The sequence below is a fragment of the uncultured Lactobacillus sp. genome, from assembly GCF_902491705.1.
Classification (GTDB): domain Bacteria; phylum Bacillota; class Bacilli; order Lactobacillales; family Lactobacillaceae; genus Lactobacillus.
Window position 1 is genome coordinate 44,645 of record NZ_CABUIW010000007.1, and the last position, 16,713, is coordinate 61,357.

The window sequence follows — 16,713 nt, forward strand, 5'->3', positions numbered from 1 at the left end:
AATAAAAGACTCCCGAAGGAGCCTCGTTATTATCTATTTCTTTTCAATGATGATTGGTAAAATCATTGGACGTCTTTCAGTCTTAGAGTAGAGGAAGTCAGATAGGTTTTCGGTAATTGCTTTCTTGATTTCACTTTCCTTAGGCTTATCTGATTTTGCCATTTCATTTCTAAGAACATGGTAGACATGCTTTTGAGCCTGACTAATTAATTCAGTTGCTTCTCTCATATAAACGAATCCACGACTTAAAATGTCAGGTCCAGCAAGAACACGCTTATGCTTGTAGTCGACTGTAGCAACTGCTACAACTAATCCTTCTTCTGAAAGGATTTGACGGTCGTGAACTACAACATTGCCAACATCTGCTGTACCGGATGTATCAACATAAACATCACCGGCAGGGATGCGTCCAGCAAGTCTTGCGCCATTTGGACCAAAGCATACAACTTCACCGTTAGATAAAACGAATGTGTTTTCTGCAGGAACACCTGCTTCTTGAGCAAGTTTGGTGTGAATAACCTGCATTCTGTATTCACCGTGAACAGGAATCATATACTTAGGCTTGGTTAAACGAACCATCATCTTAAGCTCTTCTTGACCACCGTGTCCAGAAGTGTGGACGTTGTTAACACGTCCGTGAATTACATTAGCTCCGCCTTCCATTAATTTATTAATTAAGTGGTTAACGCTCAATGTATTACCTGGAATTGGGTTAGAAGAGAAGATTACTGTATCGCCAGGTTGTAAAGTGATTTGTCTGTGTGTACCATTAGCAATTCTAGATAAAGCAGCTAGTGGTTCACCTTGTGAACCGGTACATAAAATCATCACTTTATCAGGTGGCAACTTATTGATTTCTTCAGCATCAACAATTAAATCTTTAGGCACATGCAAGTAACCTAAATCAATACCATTGTCGACACCATTTTCCATGCTTCGCCCGAAGATAGCAACTTTTCTACCAGTATCGATAGCCGCTTGAATTGCAGTAGATACACGATAAAGGTTAGATGCAAAAGTAGCAAAGATGATTCTACCATGAATACCTGTAATGATATTATGGAGTGATTGTGCAACGAATCTTTCAGACTTAGTAAATTGAGTAACTTCAGCGTTAGTTGAGTCTGAAAGAAGAGCAAGCACACCTTCATTGCCTAATTTAGCCATCTTTTGAAAATCTGGAGCTGGTTGATTCATTACAGGAGTCAAGTCAAACTTGAAGTCACCTGTGAAGACAACAGCACCAAGTGGTGTGTGAACAGCAATTCCCAATGTATCAGGAATTGAGTGGGTAGTTCTAAAGAATGAAACAGAAAGTTTCTTAAACTTTAAAACAGTATCCTCGTGTTCTTCGTGTAATTCAGTCGTCTTTAAAATTCCGTGATCTTCCAATTTACCTCTGATTAAAGATAAGGCAAATGGTGTTGCATAAACTGGAATTTCAGGGATCTTTTCTAGTAAGAAAGGAATACCACCAATGTGGTCTTCGTGTCCGTGACTGACTACAAGAGCCTTGATTTTCTTACGATTCTTAATTAGGTAAGAGTAATCTGAAATTACGTAGTTGATACCTAATAAATCATCTTCGGGGAATTTAATACCACAGTCCATGATGATAATTTCATCTTGGTACTGCACACAATACATATTTTTGCCAATTTCATGCAAACCCCCGATTGCATAAACGGCTACTTCATTATTTTTAATTCGCACTCTTTATTACTTCTTGTCGAACGTTGTCAACTTAAAGTCGGCATGTTCTTTTTCGTAAGCTAAAGAATTACCTGTTAATTCTTGGATGAGTTCAATGTTGTAGGGGGTATTGTCCTCAACCGTACTTCTTGCTTCGACCATGTTGTCAGCCTCCATGTAAAGAGTTTGTGTAGTTTCTCTACGAGGATTGACAATCTTGTCTTTTTGATACAAAACTTTGTAAATCATAAATGATTCTCCTTAATTAATGTATAAACGTTCAATTTTGAGTGAAAATACTCAATAGCTAATAAAAATTTTATCATATTTATAAAAGTAAGTATATAAATATGTTTGAATCGATTTTGCATTGGAAATTTTTGTTGATTTTTTTAGTAATAATATTGACGTAAAATAACATAGGTTGTACCATGAACTTGTAGTGAATGATTAATAAACTCATTTACTCGCTATAAGAAGTCTCTTCAATCTTCTTAATTCCCAATGTATGAGCCACTGGTTTAGTCGCCCAGTGGTTTTTTTGTATTAAAAAAGCCTGCAAATGCAGGCTTTATTTTTGTTTAAATAACAATTAAGAAATTACTACTGTATCTTCTTTAAGGTCGTATGGATTTTGTCTGTTAATTCTGTCGTAGAACAAGTGACCATTTAAGTGGTCGATTTCGTGAGAAGATACGATAGCTGGATAATCCTTTAAACGAATAGTCTTTTCTTCACCATCAACAGTGTAGTAGTGAATAGTCAACTTATCTGGACGAGGTACATAACCATTAATTACTTCATCAACACTCAAGCAGCCTTCGCCTTCACTTAAACATGCTTGGCGAACTGATTCAGAAATGATTTCAGGGTTAACGTAAACTTCTTTAAAAATAATTTTGCCTTGATCATCAGGAACTAAAAGGGCAGCCATTTGTACGCTTTCGCCAACTTGAGGAGCTGCCAAACCAACACCTGCTCTAAGTTGATGTTTTTCAGCAATCTTAGGATCTTGTGAGTTGATTAAGTATTCCATCATATCGTCTGCTAATTTTTTGTAATGATCGCTAAGTGGAAATGTAAGTGGCTTAGCAACTTTGCGCAATACAGGATCGCCGTCGCGCACGATATCTTTCATTAAAATCAAAATAATTACTCCTTTATAAAAATTAGATCTAACTATATTTTTACCATAATTTAAAGGATTTTGCTTGGTTTAAGATAAAATAAATCAAAAGTTAACTGATTGTTAAGCGTTGACCCGCGTGCAGTTAGGTGGTAAAATTCACTAACGTAACTATACAGATCTAAAAAGAAGCACTTCGATAAAGCGCAGAAGCGTTACCGAAACTGTGGCCTAGTCACAGTTTTTTTATTGAAGAGTGGGGAGGAATACTTTTGTCAGAAAAAAGAAGAGACGATCTTAGAAATATCGCTATTATTGCCCACGTTGACCACGGTAAAACTACTTTGGTTAACCAATTATTGAAGCAATCCGATACTTTGCCAGAACACATGAATCTGGAAGATCGTGCTATGGACTCAAACGCCATTGAACGTGAACGTGGTATTACTATTTTGTCAAAGAACACTGCTGTTCGTTACAAGGATACTACTATTAATATCTTGGATACACCAGGACACGCTGACTTCGGTGGTGAAGTAGAACGTGTTATGCACATGGTAGACGGAGCATTACTTTTGGTTGATGCTTACGAAGGCCCAATGCCACAAACTCGTTTCGTATTGAAAAAGGCCTTAGAAGCTGGTGTAAAGCCAATTGTTGTTTTGAACAAGATTGATCGTCCAGGCGCTCGTCCTAAGAAAGTTTTGGATGACGTACTTGAACTCTTCATTGAATTAGGTGCTAACGATGAACAACTTGACTTCCCAGTTGTTTACGCATCAGCTTTGAATGGTACTTCATCATATGATCCAGATCCAAGTACTCAAAAGGAAACTATGGATCCTATCTTTGATACCATTATTAAGAATATTCCTGCTCCAATCGACAACTCAGATGAACCACTTCAATTCCAAATCACTATGCTTGATTGGGATGACTACGTTGGTCGTATTGGTGTAGGTAGAATTTACCGTGGTAAGGTTAAGGTTGGCGACAACATCACTGTTATGAAGCGTGATGGTTCAACTCAAAACTTCCGCGTTACCAAGTTATTTGGTTACTTTGGTTTGAAGCGTAACGAAATTAAGGAAGCTAAGGCCGGCGATATCGTTGCCATCAGTGGTATTAATGATATTTACGTTGGTGAAACTATTGCTTCAGCAGATCATCCAGAAGCATTACCACTTCTTAAGATCGATCCACCAACACTTCAAATGGACTTTGTTGCTAACGACTCACCATTTGCTGGTCGTGAAGGTGACCAAGTAACTCCTAAGAAACTTGAAGACCGTTTGATTCGTCAAACTCGTACTGATGTTTCTTTGAAGGTTGAACCTACTGATCAATTAAACGCTTGGACTGTTTCAGGTCGTGGTGAACTTCACCTTTCAATTTTGGTTGAAGAACTTCGTCGTGAAGGTTTCGAATTACAACTTTCACGTCCTAAGGTTATTTACCGTGAAATTGATGGTACTATGTGTGAACCATTTGAATCTGTTCAAGTTGATACTCCAGACGAATACGTTGGCTCAGTTATTGACTCCCTTTCACAAAGAAAAGGTGAAATGCAAAACATGGAATCAACTGGTAACGGCCAAACTCGTCTTGAATTCTTAGTTCCATCACGTGGTTTGATTGGTTACAACAACGAATTCATGTCACAAACTGGTGGTTACGGTATTATGAACCACACCTTTGCAGCTTACAAGCCAGTTGTTAAGAACTGGAACCCAGGCCGTCGTAACGGTGCTTTGGTATCAATTAACCAAGGTCAATCAACTACTTACTCACTTCAATCAGTTGAACAACGTGGTGAATTATTCATCGGTGCTGGTGTTGAAGTTTACGAAGGTATGATTGTTGGTCAATCAAGTCGTGAACGTGATATCGCAGTTAACGTAACTAAGGGTAAGAACTTAACTAACACCCGTGCTGCTGGTAAGGACCACGCTGCTGCAATTAAGACACCAAAGACTTTGACTCTTGAAGAAGCTATTGAATTCTTGAACGATGATGAATACTGTGAAGTAACTCCAGAATCAATTCGTTTACGTAAGAAGATCTTGAACACTTCAGAACGTCAAAAGGCTGACAAGAAGCGTAACCGTGCTAAATAATTATTTTTACATAATTACTAAAAAGTCATTGCTTAATAGAAGCAATGGCTTTTTTGTTTTATAATGAAAAAGTATTATTTCACATAAAGGGGCAACGCTCGTGCGTCGAAAATTAAATTATCTTAATTACCGAATCTTTATTCCTTACCTGATTTTGGTAGTAATTGGAATAATTTTGGTATATTCAGCTAGTTCTGATATTTTATTAGTTAATGGTTTTAAGCCAGATGTTTATGGAATAAGACAAGCGATTTATGCTGCAGTGGCATTTTTTTGCTTTGGTATTCCATTTTTTGCGGTGAAGCTAAAAGTAATTAAAAATCCTAAATTTGTAGCAGGCTTTTTAATAATTTGTATTTTGATGCTTTTTTGGCTGGTTATATTGAAGTTTGCTCATGTTAGTTCCGCAGAAGTTAATGGTGCCGTGGGTTGGATCAACTTGGGGTTCATTAATTTGCAGCCACTGGAAGTAACAAAATTAGCTTTGGTTATCTATTTGGCTTATGTTCTGGACCGAAGAGATGGGAAGTTTGTTAAAGGCAAAATTAAGGCTAATCTTTCTCATCCAGCAATATTGTCAGCATTTTTAATGTGCTTAGTTATTGTGGAACCTGACTTTGGTGGTACAGCTATTTTATTCATGATTACCTTGGTCATGTTCTCAGTATCAGGTGTGCCGGTTAGATTGGCTGTAACCTGGTTAGTTGGTATTGCTGCTTTAGTGGCAGTAGTCTTTATAATTGTGGTTGCCTGGAATCCTAAGTTTTTGCAAGAAAGCTATCAATTTCAGCGACTAATGTCATTTTTGCATCCCTTCCAACTTGAAAGAAAAGGTGGGGCCCAGCTAGTTAACTCATATTACGCAATTCACAACGGTGGATTATTTGGTGTTGGACTAGGAAATAGTATGCAAAAGCGTGGCTATTTGCCAGAACCTTATACTGACTTTATTTTGTCGATTACTGCTGAAGAAGTTGGTGTTATTCTTACCATTCTTTTAGTAGGTCTCTTATTCTACATGATGTGGGAAATCATGGAAGTTGGTATTAAAGCTGCTTCACAGTTTGAAGCTTTAATTTGTTTCGGTGTTGCTACAATTATTTTTACAGAAGCTTTATTCAATATCGGTGCTGTGTTAGGTCTATTGCCAATTACCGGTGTTACGCTGCCGTTTATTTCATATGGTGGTTCATCAATGATTGTGTTAACTGCAGCAGTTGGCTTAGTCTTAAATGTTTCCGCAAACGAAAAAATGTTACAAGAAAAGGATGAAACGATCGCATGAGTATAAATAAAGAAATCGAAGGTACGCATTTAATTAAACGCGTTGCACTGATTATTTATTTAAAATCAGTAAGTGATCAATACAAATTGCGTCGCTATGGAGATATAGTTTATTTCTCTAAAAAGATGAAATATTGCGTGCTCTATGTTAGTCGCAGAGATGCTAAAGAAATTCAAAGAGAAATTGCTAGTCTTGATTTTGTTACTTATGTAGAAATATCAGCTGAAGATCAAGTTGATTTAAATAGTGAACATATTGAAAAGCAAATAGCTGATATGGCAAAAGAAGCTGAAGAAAAATTGCAATTAGAACAAGAGAAAAATGAGGATCAGATACAATGAGAATTATTTCAGGAAAGTATGCTAAAAGAAATTTATTTACTTTAAAAAGTAATCGTACTCGGCCAACTAGCGATAAAGTAAAAGAATCCTTGTTTAATTCACTTGGCCAATTTTTTAACGGTGGCTATGTCCTTGATTTATATGCAGGTAGTGGTGCTTTAGGAATTGAAGCTGTATCAAGAGGATATGATCATGCTAGTTTGGTAGATATTAACCATGCTGCATGTTCAATTATTAAGAAAAATGTAGCTCTTACCAAAGAAGAAGACCGTTTTGAAGTCTATAACATGCGCAGCTCAGCCGCACTCAAACTTTTTGAGGAAAATGGACAAAGGTTTGATTTAGTATTTTTGGATCCACCTTATGCTAAAGAAAAAATAGCTAAAGATATGCAAAAGATGGATGAATTAGGCTTATTAAATGATGGTGCAACTATTGTTGCAGAAACTGATGATCATACTGAATTAGGCTCAATTGCAGGCTTCTCTTTAGTTAAAGAGCATCGTTTAGGCAAGACTATCGTGAGAATTTATCGAAAGGATAAATAATGACTATCGCACTTTTTCCAGGGAGCTTTGATCCGATTACTAATGGTCATGTCGAAACTGCTAAAAAAGCTGCAGAAATCTTCGACAAAGTATATGTTGTGGCGATGACGAATACATCTAAGCATTATTTATTTACTGCAGAGGAGCGGGCTGATTTTATTAGGGATGCATTGAAGGATGTATCTAATATTGAAGTCTTAGAAAAGCCGGACATGTTAACAACTGACTTAGCTCACGAATTACATGCTAAAGTTATGGTTCGCGGTGTACGCAATAGTGAAGATTTTCTTTATGAACAACAGATTGCGGGCATTAATAAAAGACTAGCTCCTGATATTAATACAGTTTTATTGTTTAGCAGTCCAGAAAATTCTTTTGTTGCTTCAAGTATGATTAAAGAATTGGCTAGATTTGACCAAGATGTACAGCAATTTTTGCCAGAAAAAGCTGCTAAAGCATTGAGAGAGAAACTAAATCATGAAGAAACAAAATAAATCAAAACGATTACGCAATTGGCTCATTGCAATTATTGCAGTAGTAGCAGTTGCGTTTTTGGCATTTTGGCCAACTGATTATTATATTGAATCACCTGGTGAGGCGGTTCCTGTAGGGCAATTTATTAAATCAAAGAATAAAAAGCCTAATAATCTCTATTTGGTAACTGTAAGTATCACAAGTAGACCAGCTTCGATTTTGCAATATTTGTGGAGCTATACCAGACCATATAATGATCGTGTACCTAGTAAGGAATTATTGGGTGGCCAAACAAATGCTCAATACAATGAATTACAGAATTGGTACATGGAAACTAGCCAGCAAAACGCTATTTATTATGCGGCTAAAAAAGCTGGTAAAAAACACAGCTTAAAATATCTTGGCGTTTATGTCATGGAAGTTCAAAAGGGCTCTAGCTTTAAAAAGAAGCTCCAAATTGGCGACACGGTTTTAGGCGCTAATGGTCATCGCTTCCATTCAACAGAAGAAATGATGTCATATTTGCGTAAGCAGAAGATAGGCAGCCGAGTAAAGATTTCTGTTTTAAGAGGCAAAGAGAAGAAACAGTTTACTGGTAAAATTGTTAAGGTTAAAGGCACTAACAAGCCAGGTATTGGCATTCAGTTAGTAGAACATGTGGAAGTCAAAACTAAGCCTAAATTATCAATTAATGCTGGTGAGATAGGCGGACCTTCTGCAGGCTTGATGTTTACGCTAGAAAGCTATGAAGTCTTTACTAAGCAGAACCTAAGCCATGGTCATAAAATTGCCGGTACAGGAACAATTGCGCCAAATGGTAAAGTCGGGATTATCGGCGGAGTTGATAAAAAAGTGGTTGCAGCTAGTCGAGAAGGAGCAGAGGTCTTCTTTGCACCAACTGATTCGACTGAAGTTAAGAAGAGTCAAACTAACTATGCAGTAGCTAAACGAACTGCTAAGAAAATTCATACTAAGATGAAGATTGTCCCAGTTGACAATTTTGATGACGCACTCAACTATTTAAAAAAGCATTATAACTAAAAAATAAAAGTCCAGAAAAAATTCTGGGCTTTTTTTGCGTAATAAATAGTAGAGGTGAATAATATGAATTTTGAAAAAATAAAGGAATTTGCAATTGAAAAGAAAGTGTATTTGATTGCAGCCGGAATTTTATTATTGGGCTTTTTTTATTTTAGAAAAGGTGATAATCAAGAAAAGAATAGTGAAATAGAGAATGCTCAGTTGATGCAAAAAAACAGTTCTTCATCAAGTGGATCGATGGAAAATATGACGAGTGGTTCAGCTTCTAGCAAATCTAAAACTGTAACCTGTGATATTTCTGGAGCAGTAAAGCATGAAGGTGTTTATACTCTGAAGAATGGTGCAAGACTGCAGGAGCTAATTGAAGCAGCAGGAGGAACAACGAGCAGAGCTCAATTGAAGGCAATTAATCGTGCGGTTTTATTAAAGGATCAAGATAAGATTCATATTCCATATAAAGGTGAAAAAGTGGAAAATGCCGCAACAGTTGGTGCTGGAAGCCAAGCAACTTCTGCCAGTGGTGAATCAAGTTCAGCGCAAAAAGAAAATGGTGAAAAAGTCAACTTAAATACGGCTAGTGCGGCTGATTTACAAAAATTGAATGGAATTGGTGAAAAGAAGGCAGAACAGATCATTGCTTATCGCGAGCAAAAAGGTTCTTTTAAAAAGATAGAAGATTTAATGCAGGTATCTGGAATAGGAGAAAAAACATTTGCAAGTCTCAAAGACCAATTGGCTATTTAAAAATGATGCTGGGCTTTATTTGATTGTAGCCTTATTGCTGGTCGCTCTATCTTTTTGGATATTTGTAAGTGATTCAATTTTTCAGAAACTCGTTTGTATTCTTTTTAGTGTCTATTTTTTATTTTTGTTGGTCAAAAAATATCGTGCAAATGGTCAAGTTATTGCTTTAGTACTTCTTTTATTTGCAAGTGCTGTGTTTTTGGATAAGAGAGTAGCTAATTTTGAATTAACTAAGCAGACTCATATCAAAATATATCCTGATCAAGTCCGTGTTAAAGATAATTTTTTATCAGGAATTGGTCATTTTAAAGATAGGGAAATTTTAATTGCCGGTAAAATTGCTGATGAGCAGAAAAAAATCTTAAAAAGCGGACAACCGATTATCATGAGTGATATCGATGGTAAATGCGAACCGATTGAACCAGCGACCAATATTGGTGAATTTAATTATCAAAATTATTACGCGGCTAAAAAGATATTTCAGCGAGTTAAATTTACTAATATGCAAATGATCAGTGTTAAACCTGATTTAATTGGAAAACTGCATCAATTACGGTACCAGTTACAAGAATATTTTAATAAGATGCCGCAGTTGTTAGGCTTTTTTGCTAGTGAACTAATTTTGGGTGAAAATAATGCACAAGAAAATCAAGAAGTTTTAACTAATTATCGTGATTTAGGGGTAATTCACTTGCTAAGCATTTCGGGTTTGCACGTTGGAATATATGTATTAATTATTAGTACTCTATGCTACAGCCTAAAAATGACGGATGAAGAAACGTTTTTATTTTGTGCGTTGATTTTGCTATTAGGAATTTTCTTAAGCAATGGGCAAGCAGGATTTGTGCGGGCGAGCTTAACTTATGCTTTAGGCAAAATTTGTAAATATAAGGGCTATCATCTTGCACCAGTTGATTTATTAGGATTAACGTGTGTCATTCATATGCTGTGTGTCCCGCGACTATTTATGGCTGCAGGAGCACTGCTAAGCTACATATTAGCTTTAGGGTTGCAATTAACCGATTCTTTTAGTGGAATAAAGCAGTCAATTTTACTTAATTTACTATTAACTCCGCTTTTACTTTTATTTTTCTATCAAGTCAATTTTTTAACAGTGCTATTCAATATGCTGGTTGTGCCATATTTTAATTGGGTTGTAATGCCACTAGCTTTTATTAACGCGTTGACTTTTGGTTTTACGCAAAAGCTGGCACCAGTTTTTGAAAGAATTTTAGAATTAGGGGAACAGCTTATAGGGAGACTTTCTAAAACTAAATTAGGCTTACTTGATTTTGGACAGATTAACTGGTGGCAATGCTTACTTTTATTGATTGTCATGGCCTATTTAATTATTGCGTTAAGAGAAAAGCCAGAATGGAATTTTAACGCTAAAAAAATTGGTGCAATTTTATGCGTTTTGTACGCTGTTTTCTTTAGCATGATCCATTTTCCATTGCGCGGCCAAGTAACGTTTATTGATGTAGGACAAGGTGACAGTATTTTAATTACTACACCGTTTCCGCGCAAAGCTTATTTAATTGATACAGGCGGCAAGCTTAATTTTAGTGGTAAAAAAATCACGCCGCAGATTAATCGAATTACGATCCCTTTTTTAAAAAGTCAGGGGATTAATACCTTGGATGGTGTTTTTGTTTCTCACCAAGATGCTGACCATGTGGGAGATTTAGGACCACTGTTAGAGCAGGTTAGGGTAAAAAAGTTGTTTATGGCACAAGGCTTGATTAAAAATCCGTCTTTTCAAAAGAGAATTGATGGCAGAATTAAGCATACTGAATTAGTAGAATTATTGGCGGGGATGCAGGTAAAAGAACCACAGATTACTTTTAATGTTGTTTATCCATATCAGCCAGGAAAAGGTAAAAATGAAGACTCATTGAGTTTATTTTTTAGGCTAGCAAATAGAAATTGGCTATTTACTGGAGACTTAGGACAAGAAGGAGAGAGTGAAATAATGCAGAAAACAGCTTTAAAAGTAGATTATTTCAAATTAGGACACCACGGCAGTAAAACGTCTTCTAAACCAGAATTTTTAAAAGCCATTCAACCTAAGATGGTCTTTATTTCAGCCGGACGAAATAATCGCTTTGGTCACCCACATCAAGAGACGCTGATGACGTTAGCCAGTCAACAAATCCCATGGGTTTCAACTCAAGACTGTGGTATGATTAGCTGGTATTATGGTGGAATGAAAGAACCAGAATTTAATTACTTTTTGAAGCGGGGTAAAAAATGACCTTACTTTCTTTATTTAAAAATACAAATAATAATAATCCGCACACTTTAATTTGGAGTGAAGATGATTTTGTTAATGATTATCTCGCTAAGTCTTATGCAAAAGAGGATCAGTTTAAAGACCTTGAACATGTAATTGTTGATTGCGAAACGGATGGCTTGGATGAGTTAATTGCTAGCTTAACTGAATCTAGTTTGTTTAGTGAACAAAAGCTAATTATGGTTAAAAATCCATTCTTTTTGACAGCTAAGGTACCTAAAAAATATCAAAAGCAAATTAATGATTTAGTGAAGATCTTTGAAAATTTGTCGGATCTAGAAGATGTAATTGTGATTGTAGCTTCATATGAAAAGCTTGATCGACGTAAAAAACTCACTAAAACTGTTTTAAAACAATTTAATGTAGTGGAGCCTAAAATTCGTTCTTATGAAGTAGGAGCCATTACTAAGGCACTCATTAAAGCGGAAGGCTACACAATTACGCAATCTGCGCTGCAGTTATTAATTGAACGTAGCGACCAAGTGATGGATACCGTTTTAAGCAATTATCAAAAATTGAAGATGGCGGCGGTCGACAACAAGATTACAGAAAAATCTGTCATGCAAAATGTTGACTTATCACTTGCACAAAATATTTTTGCTATCTTGGAATCGGCTTTGAATCACAATTATCAAGAAGCGATTGAGCGATTAGAGAATCAATTAAGAGAAGGGACTTCTCCAATTCAATTACTTGCCGTATTTGAAAATCAGTTAGAATTATTGCTAGTGGTTAAAATTTTAGCTCAAAGAGGTCGTAGTGAACCGCAAATAGTTAAAGAGCTTGGCGTGCACCCATACCGAGTAAAGTTAGCTTTAAAAAATAGATTGAAGATTGTTAAATTAGAAAAATTATTGCGGGATGCAATTGAACTAGAATTTAATTATAAAAATGGGACTTATCATGAAGATAATTTCCTGAAGTTATTCGTCTTAAATGTATAAAAATAAAAAAAGAGAGAAGATCGAAATCTTCTCTCTTTTTTGGATTAGTAATAAGTATTTAATTACTTGTTTGCTAATTTGTTTAAACGACTCTTGTCACGAGCAGCCTTGTTCTTGTGGATTAAGCCTTTTGAAGCAGCCTTGTCCAAAGCGCGAACAGCTTCTAAATGCAATTTGGAGACGTCTTCTTTACTATCAGTTTCAATAGCGTTCTTAAACTTCTTAACAGCAGTTCTTAACTTGCTTAATTCAGAAGCGTTACGTTCTCTAGCAGCGTTTTGCGTCTTAACACGTTTAATAGCTGATTTGATTTGTGGCATGAAATTCACCTCCAATGATTTAGAAATTTACTTCATACATTATACTTAAGAAGTATCTTGGATGCAAGGTAATTTATGCTTGCTTTTTGAAAAAATAATGTGTATCATATTTTTTGTTGTGAACCATTAACGCTGTTTATTTGCTCACGCCGACGATAGACGTTGTTAATGGCAATTATTTATATGAAAGGTGAAATATATTATGGCTATTTCAAAGACTGAAAAAGACAACATTATTAAAGAATACGCAACTCACGAAGGTGACACTGGTTCAGTAGAAGTACAAGTTGCACTTTTGACTGCAGACATCAACAACTTGACTGAACACATGAAGAACCACAAGCACGACCACCACTCATACGTTGGTTTGCTTAAGAAGATTGGTCACCGTCGTAACTTGCTTCGTTACTTAGAAAATAACGATATCAACCGTTACCGTGAATTAATCAAGAAGTTAGGTCTTCGTCGTTAATTTTAACGATAATAGAGAGAGTCAGCCGCTTGGCTGGCTTTTTTTGTATCTGTCATATTTTCCTTGTTTATGCTAAAATTGAAACAGATTATTTTTACGTTGTGATCGATTGATCCATAAGAAAATTAAATATTTTAAATAGAAAAGGAAATATAATGGCTAATCAACTTAAGATTATGATCTTGAGCGGTGTTCGTGAACAAGGAAAAGACATGTTTGCCGTTCAAGTTAATGATGAAATTTTTGTTCTTGATGCCGGATTAAAGTATCCTGATAGTTCTTTATTTGGTATCGATGTCGTAATTCCTGATATGGATTTCTTTGAACAATACGGGGATCGAGTAGCAGGAATCTTTATAACTCATGGACATGCTGATTCAATCGGAGCTTTGCCTTACATTTTGAGAAAGTATGATATTCCAGTATTTGGTTCACAATTAAGTATTGAACTTGCTAAGATTGAAGTTCAACGCGAGAACAAGCACCGTAAGAATAGTTTATTCCACGTAATTGATGCTGATACTGAAATTGATTTTAAGAATGCAAGCATCTCTTTCTTCCATACTACGCACTCAATTCCAGATTCACTTGGTATTGATGTACATACTCCAGAAGGCGAAATCGTTTATACTGGTGACTTCAAGTTTGATCCAACTGCAGCTAAGAATTATCACACTGATATGGATCGTTTGGCAGAAATTGAACATAAGGGTGTACTTGCACTTTTAAGTGACTCTTCTAACGCAGAAGCTTCTTTCCCTAATGCATCTGAACAAGATATTGGTAACTTTGTTACTAACGTATTTAGAAACGCTAAGGGTAGAATTATTGTTGCAGCTAAGGCTTCAAACTTGAATCGTGTTCAAGAAGTTTTAAATGCAGCTCAAGCTACTGGCAAGAGAGTATTACTTACTGGTCGTGATTTAGCTAAGATTGTAAGAACCTCTATGAAGTTAGGCTATTTGGATGTGCCAGATGGACTTTTAATGCGCGTTAAGGATTTGAAGACTGTTCCTGATGACAAGACTGTTATCTTGGAAACTGGTCGAATGGGTGAGCCATTAAATTCTTTGCAAAAGATGGCTAAAAAGCGCCACAGTATGATTACCATTCATAAAGGCGATTTAGTCTTTATCGCTACTACACCATCTCATTCAGTTGAAACAATGGTAGCTGAAACTAGTGATTTGGTTTATAAAGCTGGTGGTACTGTAATTCAACTTGGCCGCAACATTCATACTAGTGGTCACGCTACAGGCCGTGATATTCAATTATTAATTGATACTTTAAAGCCTAAGTTCTTAATTCCTGTAATCGGCGAATACCGTTTACTTGAAATTGTCCGTGACTTAGCTATTAAGGCTGGCATGAATCCAAAGGATATCTACATTACCAAGAATGGTGATTGTCTAGATTACGACTTCAAGAAGAAGCGTTTCTATCTTTCTGATCCTGTTCCAGGTGAAGATACTATGATTGACGGTTCAAGTGTTGGTGACGTCGGCAATATTGTTTTGCGTGATCGTGAAGTCTTATCTGACGACGGTATCTTTATTGCGGTTGTAACTATTGACCGTAAGAAGAAAAAGATTATTGCTGAACCTAAAGTTACTAGTCGTGGTTTTGTTTATATCAAAGCTAACCGTCAATTAATGAGCGACTCAATTGAAGTAATTAAAAAGGCAATTAACAGCAATTTCGAACACAAGAAGTTTGACTGGACTGAATTAAAGCAAGACATCCGCAGCGATTTGGAGAAGTTCTTATACAAGAGAACTAATCGTCGTCCAGTGATTTTGCCAGTTGTTATGGAAGTAAACCAAAACCGTCATCGTGCAATGCAAAAACGCAATGAAAAAGCACAAAATGACAACAAATCAGCTGCTAATAAGTCAAAGTCTAATTCTAAAAGACAATCAAATAAAAAGAACGAAAATACTAAGAGTAAGGAAAAATAAGGATCTATGACATCAATTAGTCAACAAAACTTATTGAAACTTGCTGAAGAAAATAAACGCAAAGGCGACATAGATGCTGCTATTCAAAATCTAGAAGAAGCACTTCGCGTTAGATGTGATTCTGCAGCTCTGTGAGCTATATTGCGCTAATAAACAAGAAGATCAGGCATATGCTTTAATTAAAGAAGAGCCTGATCTTTTTTCGGATCAGCGAGTTTATCAAGCATATTGCAAAATTTTACAGAAAAACAATTTTTTAATAGAAGCTTTGCAGCTTAAAAATATTACAGGATTGGATTTACCAGTTAATGTTGAACCGGTTTCTGAGGACAAGCAGCAGCGTATTATGCAAAACTTTAAGCAAAAAAAGCAGGTTAACCAAGCTGATTTTGAAAGTTTACACAAATTAAATCTGATTAATTTTAAAACTTTTGCTCAAAGTGTTCTTTTAGATCCAACACCGGACTTTGCTTTGCGTTTAGCGCTATGCGAAGATCTTGTTCGTTTGGGACTAAAAGATGAATTCAAGGTTTGGATAGTAGGTAACTTAGAAGAATTTGTTCCTGCTAATACGCCTTTATTAGAAAAAGAACCAGCATATCGTGAAATAATTTCATCAATTGGCTCACGCTTTGCACATAATCCAAGTCAATTGCCTTTGATGATTGGAGAAACCAACTTAGTAGTTGGCAGTCTGTATCCTGAAATAAAAAAATATGTTGATGAACCCGATAGTTTTGCCAGTGATTTGGTATCTTATTTGCAAACAAAAGATGGCCGAAATCATCAGAAATTATTTGAAAAGATATATCAGCATTTACCAAAATAAAAAATAAGCAAAAAAGGTTTACTTTTTTCGACTATTTAGTATAATTAGCAAAGGATATTTTCGTTAGGCAAGTTCGCTTAAGCTTTTTTACTAGGCATTTGCCGAAGAAAGTAGTACAATATTCAACAGAGAATTATCCGTTAACTTATCTCAACGGACTTCTTGCAAATTTACAGGAGGGTCATTTTAATGGCAGAAAAAGAACATTACGTTAGAACTAAGCCACACGTAAACATTGGTACTATCGGTCACGTTGACCACGGTAAGACCACTTTAACTGCGGCTATTACTACTGTTTTAGCTGACAAGGGTTTGGCTAAGGCTGAAGATTACTCACAAATCGATGCTGCACCAGAAGAAAAGGAACGTGGTATCACTATTAACACCGCCCACGTAGAATACGAAACTGAAAATCGTCACTACGCTCACATGGACGCTCCAGGCCACGCCGACTACATCAAGAACATGATTACCGGTGCTGCACAAATGGATGGTGCTATCTTAGTTGTTGCTGCAACTGATGGTCCTA

General features: G+C 36.1%; 16 protein-coding genes and 1 pseudogene. 13 read left to right on the forward strand and 4 right to left on the reverse strand.

What is annotated here, in order from left to right; genetic code table 11:
• Positions 1 to 33 precede the first annotated feature (33 nt).
• From rnjA to def, 3 genes are all read right to left on the reverse strand, one after another.
• Positions 34 to 1,713, reverse strand: coding sequence for a ribonuclease J1 (rnjA, locus tag RDN22_RS02680; RefSeq protein WP_308555650.1), 1,680 nt, complete (start codon positions 1,711 to 1,713; stop codon positions 34 to 36).
• Positions 1,714 to 1,719: 6 nt separating this feature from the next.
• A complete protein-coding gene (locus RDN22_RS02685; RefSeq protein WP_025005032.1) occupies positions 1,720 to 1,941 on the reverse strand; it encodes a DNA-dependent RNA polymerase subunit epsilon in 222 nt (73 codons plus the stop codon).
• Between the two features lie 343 nt (positions 1,942 to 2,284).
• Positions 2,285 to 2,839, reverse strand: a complete 555-nt coding sequence (gene def / locus RDN22_RS02690; protein WP_308555654.1) for a peptide deformylase — start codon at positions 2,837 to 2,839, stop codon at positions 2,285 to 2,287.
• Positions 2,840 to 3,090: 251 nt separating this feature from the next.
• On the opposite strand from def, the gene typA reads away from it, so the two are divergent.
• The 9 genes from typA to holA all read left to right on the forward strand — a co-directional run bounded on the left by typA (position 3,091) and on the right by holA (position 12,605).
• On the forward strand, positions 3,091 to 4,935 hold the full coding sequence (typA, locus tag RDN22_RS02695) for a translational GTPase TypA (RefSeq protein ID WP_308555656.1): 1,845 nt from the start codon (positions 3,091 to 3,093) through the stop codon (positions 4,933 to 4,935).
• Between the two features lie 100 nt (positions 4,936 to 5,035).
• Positions 5,036 to 6,220 (forward strand): putative peptidoglycan glycosyltransferase FtsW, encoded by a 1,185-nt coding sequence (locus RDN22_RS02700; RefSeq protein WP_308555658.1) that lies wholly within the window; start codon positions 5,036 to 5,038, stop codon positions 6,218 to 6,220.
• Positions 6,217 to 6,561, forward strand: a complete 345-nt coding sequence (locus RDN22_RS02705; protein WP_308555660.1) for a YlbG family protein — start codon at positions 6,217 to 6,219, stop codon at positions 6,559 to 6,561. Before RDN22_RS02700 ends, RDN22_RS02705 begins: the two co-directional genes overlap by 4 nt.
• Positions 6,558 to 7,109 carry a 16S rRNA (guanine(966)-N(2))-methyltransferase RsmD gene (rsmD, locus tag RDN22_RS02710; RefSeq protein WP_308555662.1) on the forward strand — a complete coding sequence of 184 codons (552 nt, stop codon included), beginning with the start codon at positions 6,558 to 6,560 and terminating at the stop codon, positions 7,107 to 7,109. Before RDN22_RS02705 ends, rsmD begins: the two co-directional genes overlap by 4 nt.
• On the forward strand, positions 7,109 to 7,603 hold the full coding sequence (coaD, locus tag RDN22_RS02715; RefSeq protein WP_308555664.1) for a pantetheine-phosphate adenylyltransferase: 495 nt from the start codon (positions 7,109 to 7,111) through the stop codon (positions 7,601 to 7,603). Before rsmD ends, coaD begins: the two co-directional genes overlap by 1 nt.
• Positions 7,587 to 8,624 (forward strand): SepM family pheromone-processing serine protease, encoded by a 1,038-nt coding sequence (locus RDN22_RS02720; RefSeq protein WP_308555666.1) that lies wholly within the window; start codon positions 7,587 to 7,589, stop codon positions 8,622 to 8,624. The genes coaD and RDN22_RS02720 overlap by 17 nt, the downstream gene beginning before the upstream one ends.
• Positions 8,625 to 8,687: 63 nt before the next feature.
• Entirely contained in the window at positions 8,688 to 9,368 is a 681-nt protein-coding gene (locus RDN22_RS02725) for a helix-hairpin-helix domain-containing protein (RefSeq protein WP_308555668.1), read from the forward strand.
• Positions 9,337 to 11,622 carry a DNA internalization-related competence protein ComEC/Rec2 gene (locus RDN22_RS02730; protein WP_308555670.1) on the forward strand — a complete coding sequence of 762 codons (2,286 nt, stop codon included), beginning with the start codon at positions 9,337 to 9,339 and terminating at the stop codon, positions 11,620 to 11,622. Before RDN22_RS02725 ends, RDN22_RS02730 begins: the two co-directional genes overlap by 32 nt.
• Positions 11,619 to 12,605 (forward strand): DNA polymerase III subunit delta, encoded by a 987-nt coding sequence (gene holA, locus RDN22_RS02735; RefSeq protein ID WP_308555672.1) that lies wholly within the window; start codon positions 11,619 to 11,621, stop codon positions 12,603 to 12,605. Before RDN22_RS02730 ends, holA begins: the two co-directional genes overlap by 4 nt.
• A 62-nt stretch (positions 12,606 to 12,667) precedes the next feature.
• Here holA and rpsT read toward each other — a convergent pair whose 3' ends face one another.
• The gene (rpsT, locus tag RDN22_RS02740; protein ID WP_308555674.1) at positions 12,668 to 12,925 is read right to left on the reverse strand and encodes a 30S ribosomal protein S20; all 258 of its coding nucleotides are present in this window, start codon (positions 12,923 to 12,925) and stop codon (positions 12,668 to 12,670) included.
• 202 nt (positions 12,926 to 13,127) lie between these two features.
• Here rpsT and rpsO point away from each other — a divergent pair, with 202 nt between their 5' ends.
• The 4 genes and pseudogenes from rpsO to RDN22_RS02760 form a co-directional block, all read left to right on the forward strand.
• Positions 13,128 to 13,397, forward strand: a complete 270-nt coding sequence (rpsO, locus tag RDN22_RS02745) for a 30S ribosomal protein S15 (RefSeq protein WP_025014355.1) — start codon at positions 13,128 to 13,130, stop codon at positions 13,395 to 13,397.
• Positions 13,398 to 13,552: 155 nt separating this feature from the next.
• On the forward strand, positions 13,553 to 15,355 hold the full coding sequence (locus RDN22_RS02750; RefSeq protein ID WP_308555676.1) for a ribonuclease J: 1,803 nt from the start codon (positions 13,553 to 13,555) through the stop codon (positions 15,353 to 15,355).
• A gap of 6 nt (positions 15,356 to 15,361) precedes the next feature.
• A pseudogene (locus RDN22_RS02755) lies at positions 15,362 to 16,184 on the forward strand (tetratricopeptide repeat protein).
• Between the two features lie 189 nt (positions 16,185 to 16,373).
• Positions 16,374 to 16,713 (forward strand): GTP-binding protein (locus RDN22_RS02760; RefSeq protein WP_308555678.1); only part of this gene is annotated, 340 nt, incomplete at its 3' end.

Coding starts and splice junctions, on each gene's coding strand:
- RDN22_RS02685 (WP_025005032.1), bottom strand. CDS start 1,941: ATGATTTACAAAGTTTTGTATCAAAAAGACAAGATTGTCAATCCTCGT.
- RDN22_RS02705 (WP_308555660.1), top strand. CDS start 6,217: ATGAGTATAAATAAAGAAATCGAAGGTACGCATTTAATTAAACGCGTT.
- rsmD (WP_308555662.1), top strand. CDS start 6,558: ATGAGAATTATTTCAGGAAAGTATGCTAAAAGAAATTTATTTACTTTA.
- coaD (WP_308555664.1), top strand. CDS start 7,109: ATGACTATCGCACTTTTTCCAGGGAGCTTTGATCCGATTACTAATGGT.
- RDN22_RS02720 (WP_308555666.1), top strand. CDS start 7,587: ATGAAGAAACAAAATAAATCAAAACGATTACGCAATTGGCTCATTGCA.
- RDN22_RS02725 (WP_308555668.1), top strand. CDS start 8,688: ATGAATTTTGAAAAAATAAAGGAATTTGCAATTGAAAAGAAAGTGTAT.
- holA (WP_308555672.1), top strand. CDS start 11,619: ATGACCTTACTTTCTTTATTTAAAAATACAAATAATAATAATCCGCAC.
- rpsT (WP_308555674.1), bottom strand. CDS start 12,925: ATGCCACAAATCAAATCAGCTATTAAACGTGTTAAGACGCAAAACGCT.
- rpsO (WP_025014355.1), top strand. CDS start 13,128: ATGGCTATTTCAAAGACTGAAAAAGACAACATTATTAAAGAATACGCA.
- RDN22_RS02750 (WP_308555676.1), top strand. CDS start 13,553: ATGGCTAATCAACTTAAGATTATGATCTTGAGCGGTGTTCGTGAACAA.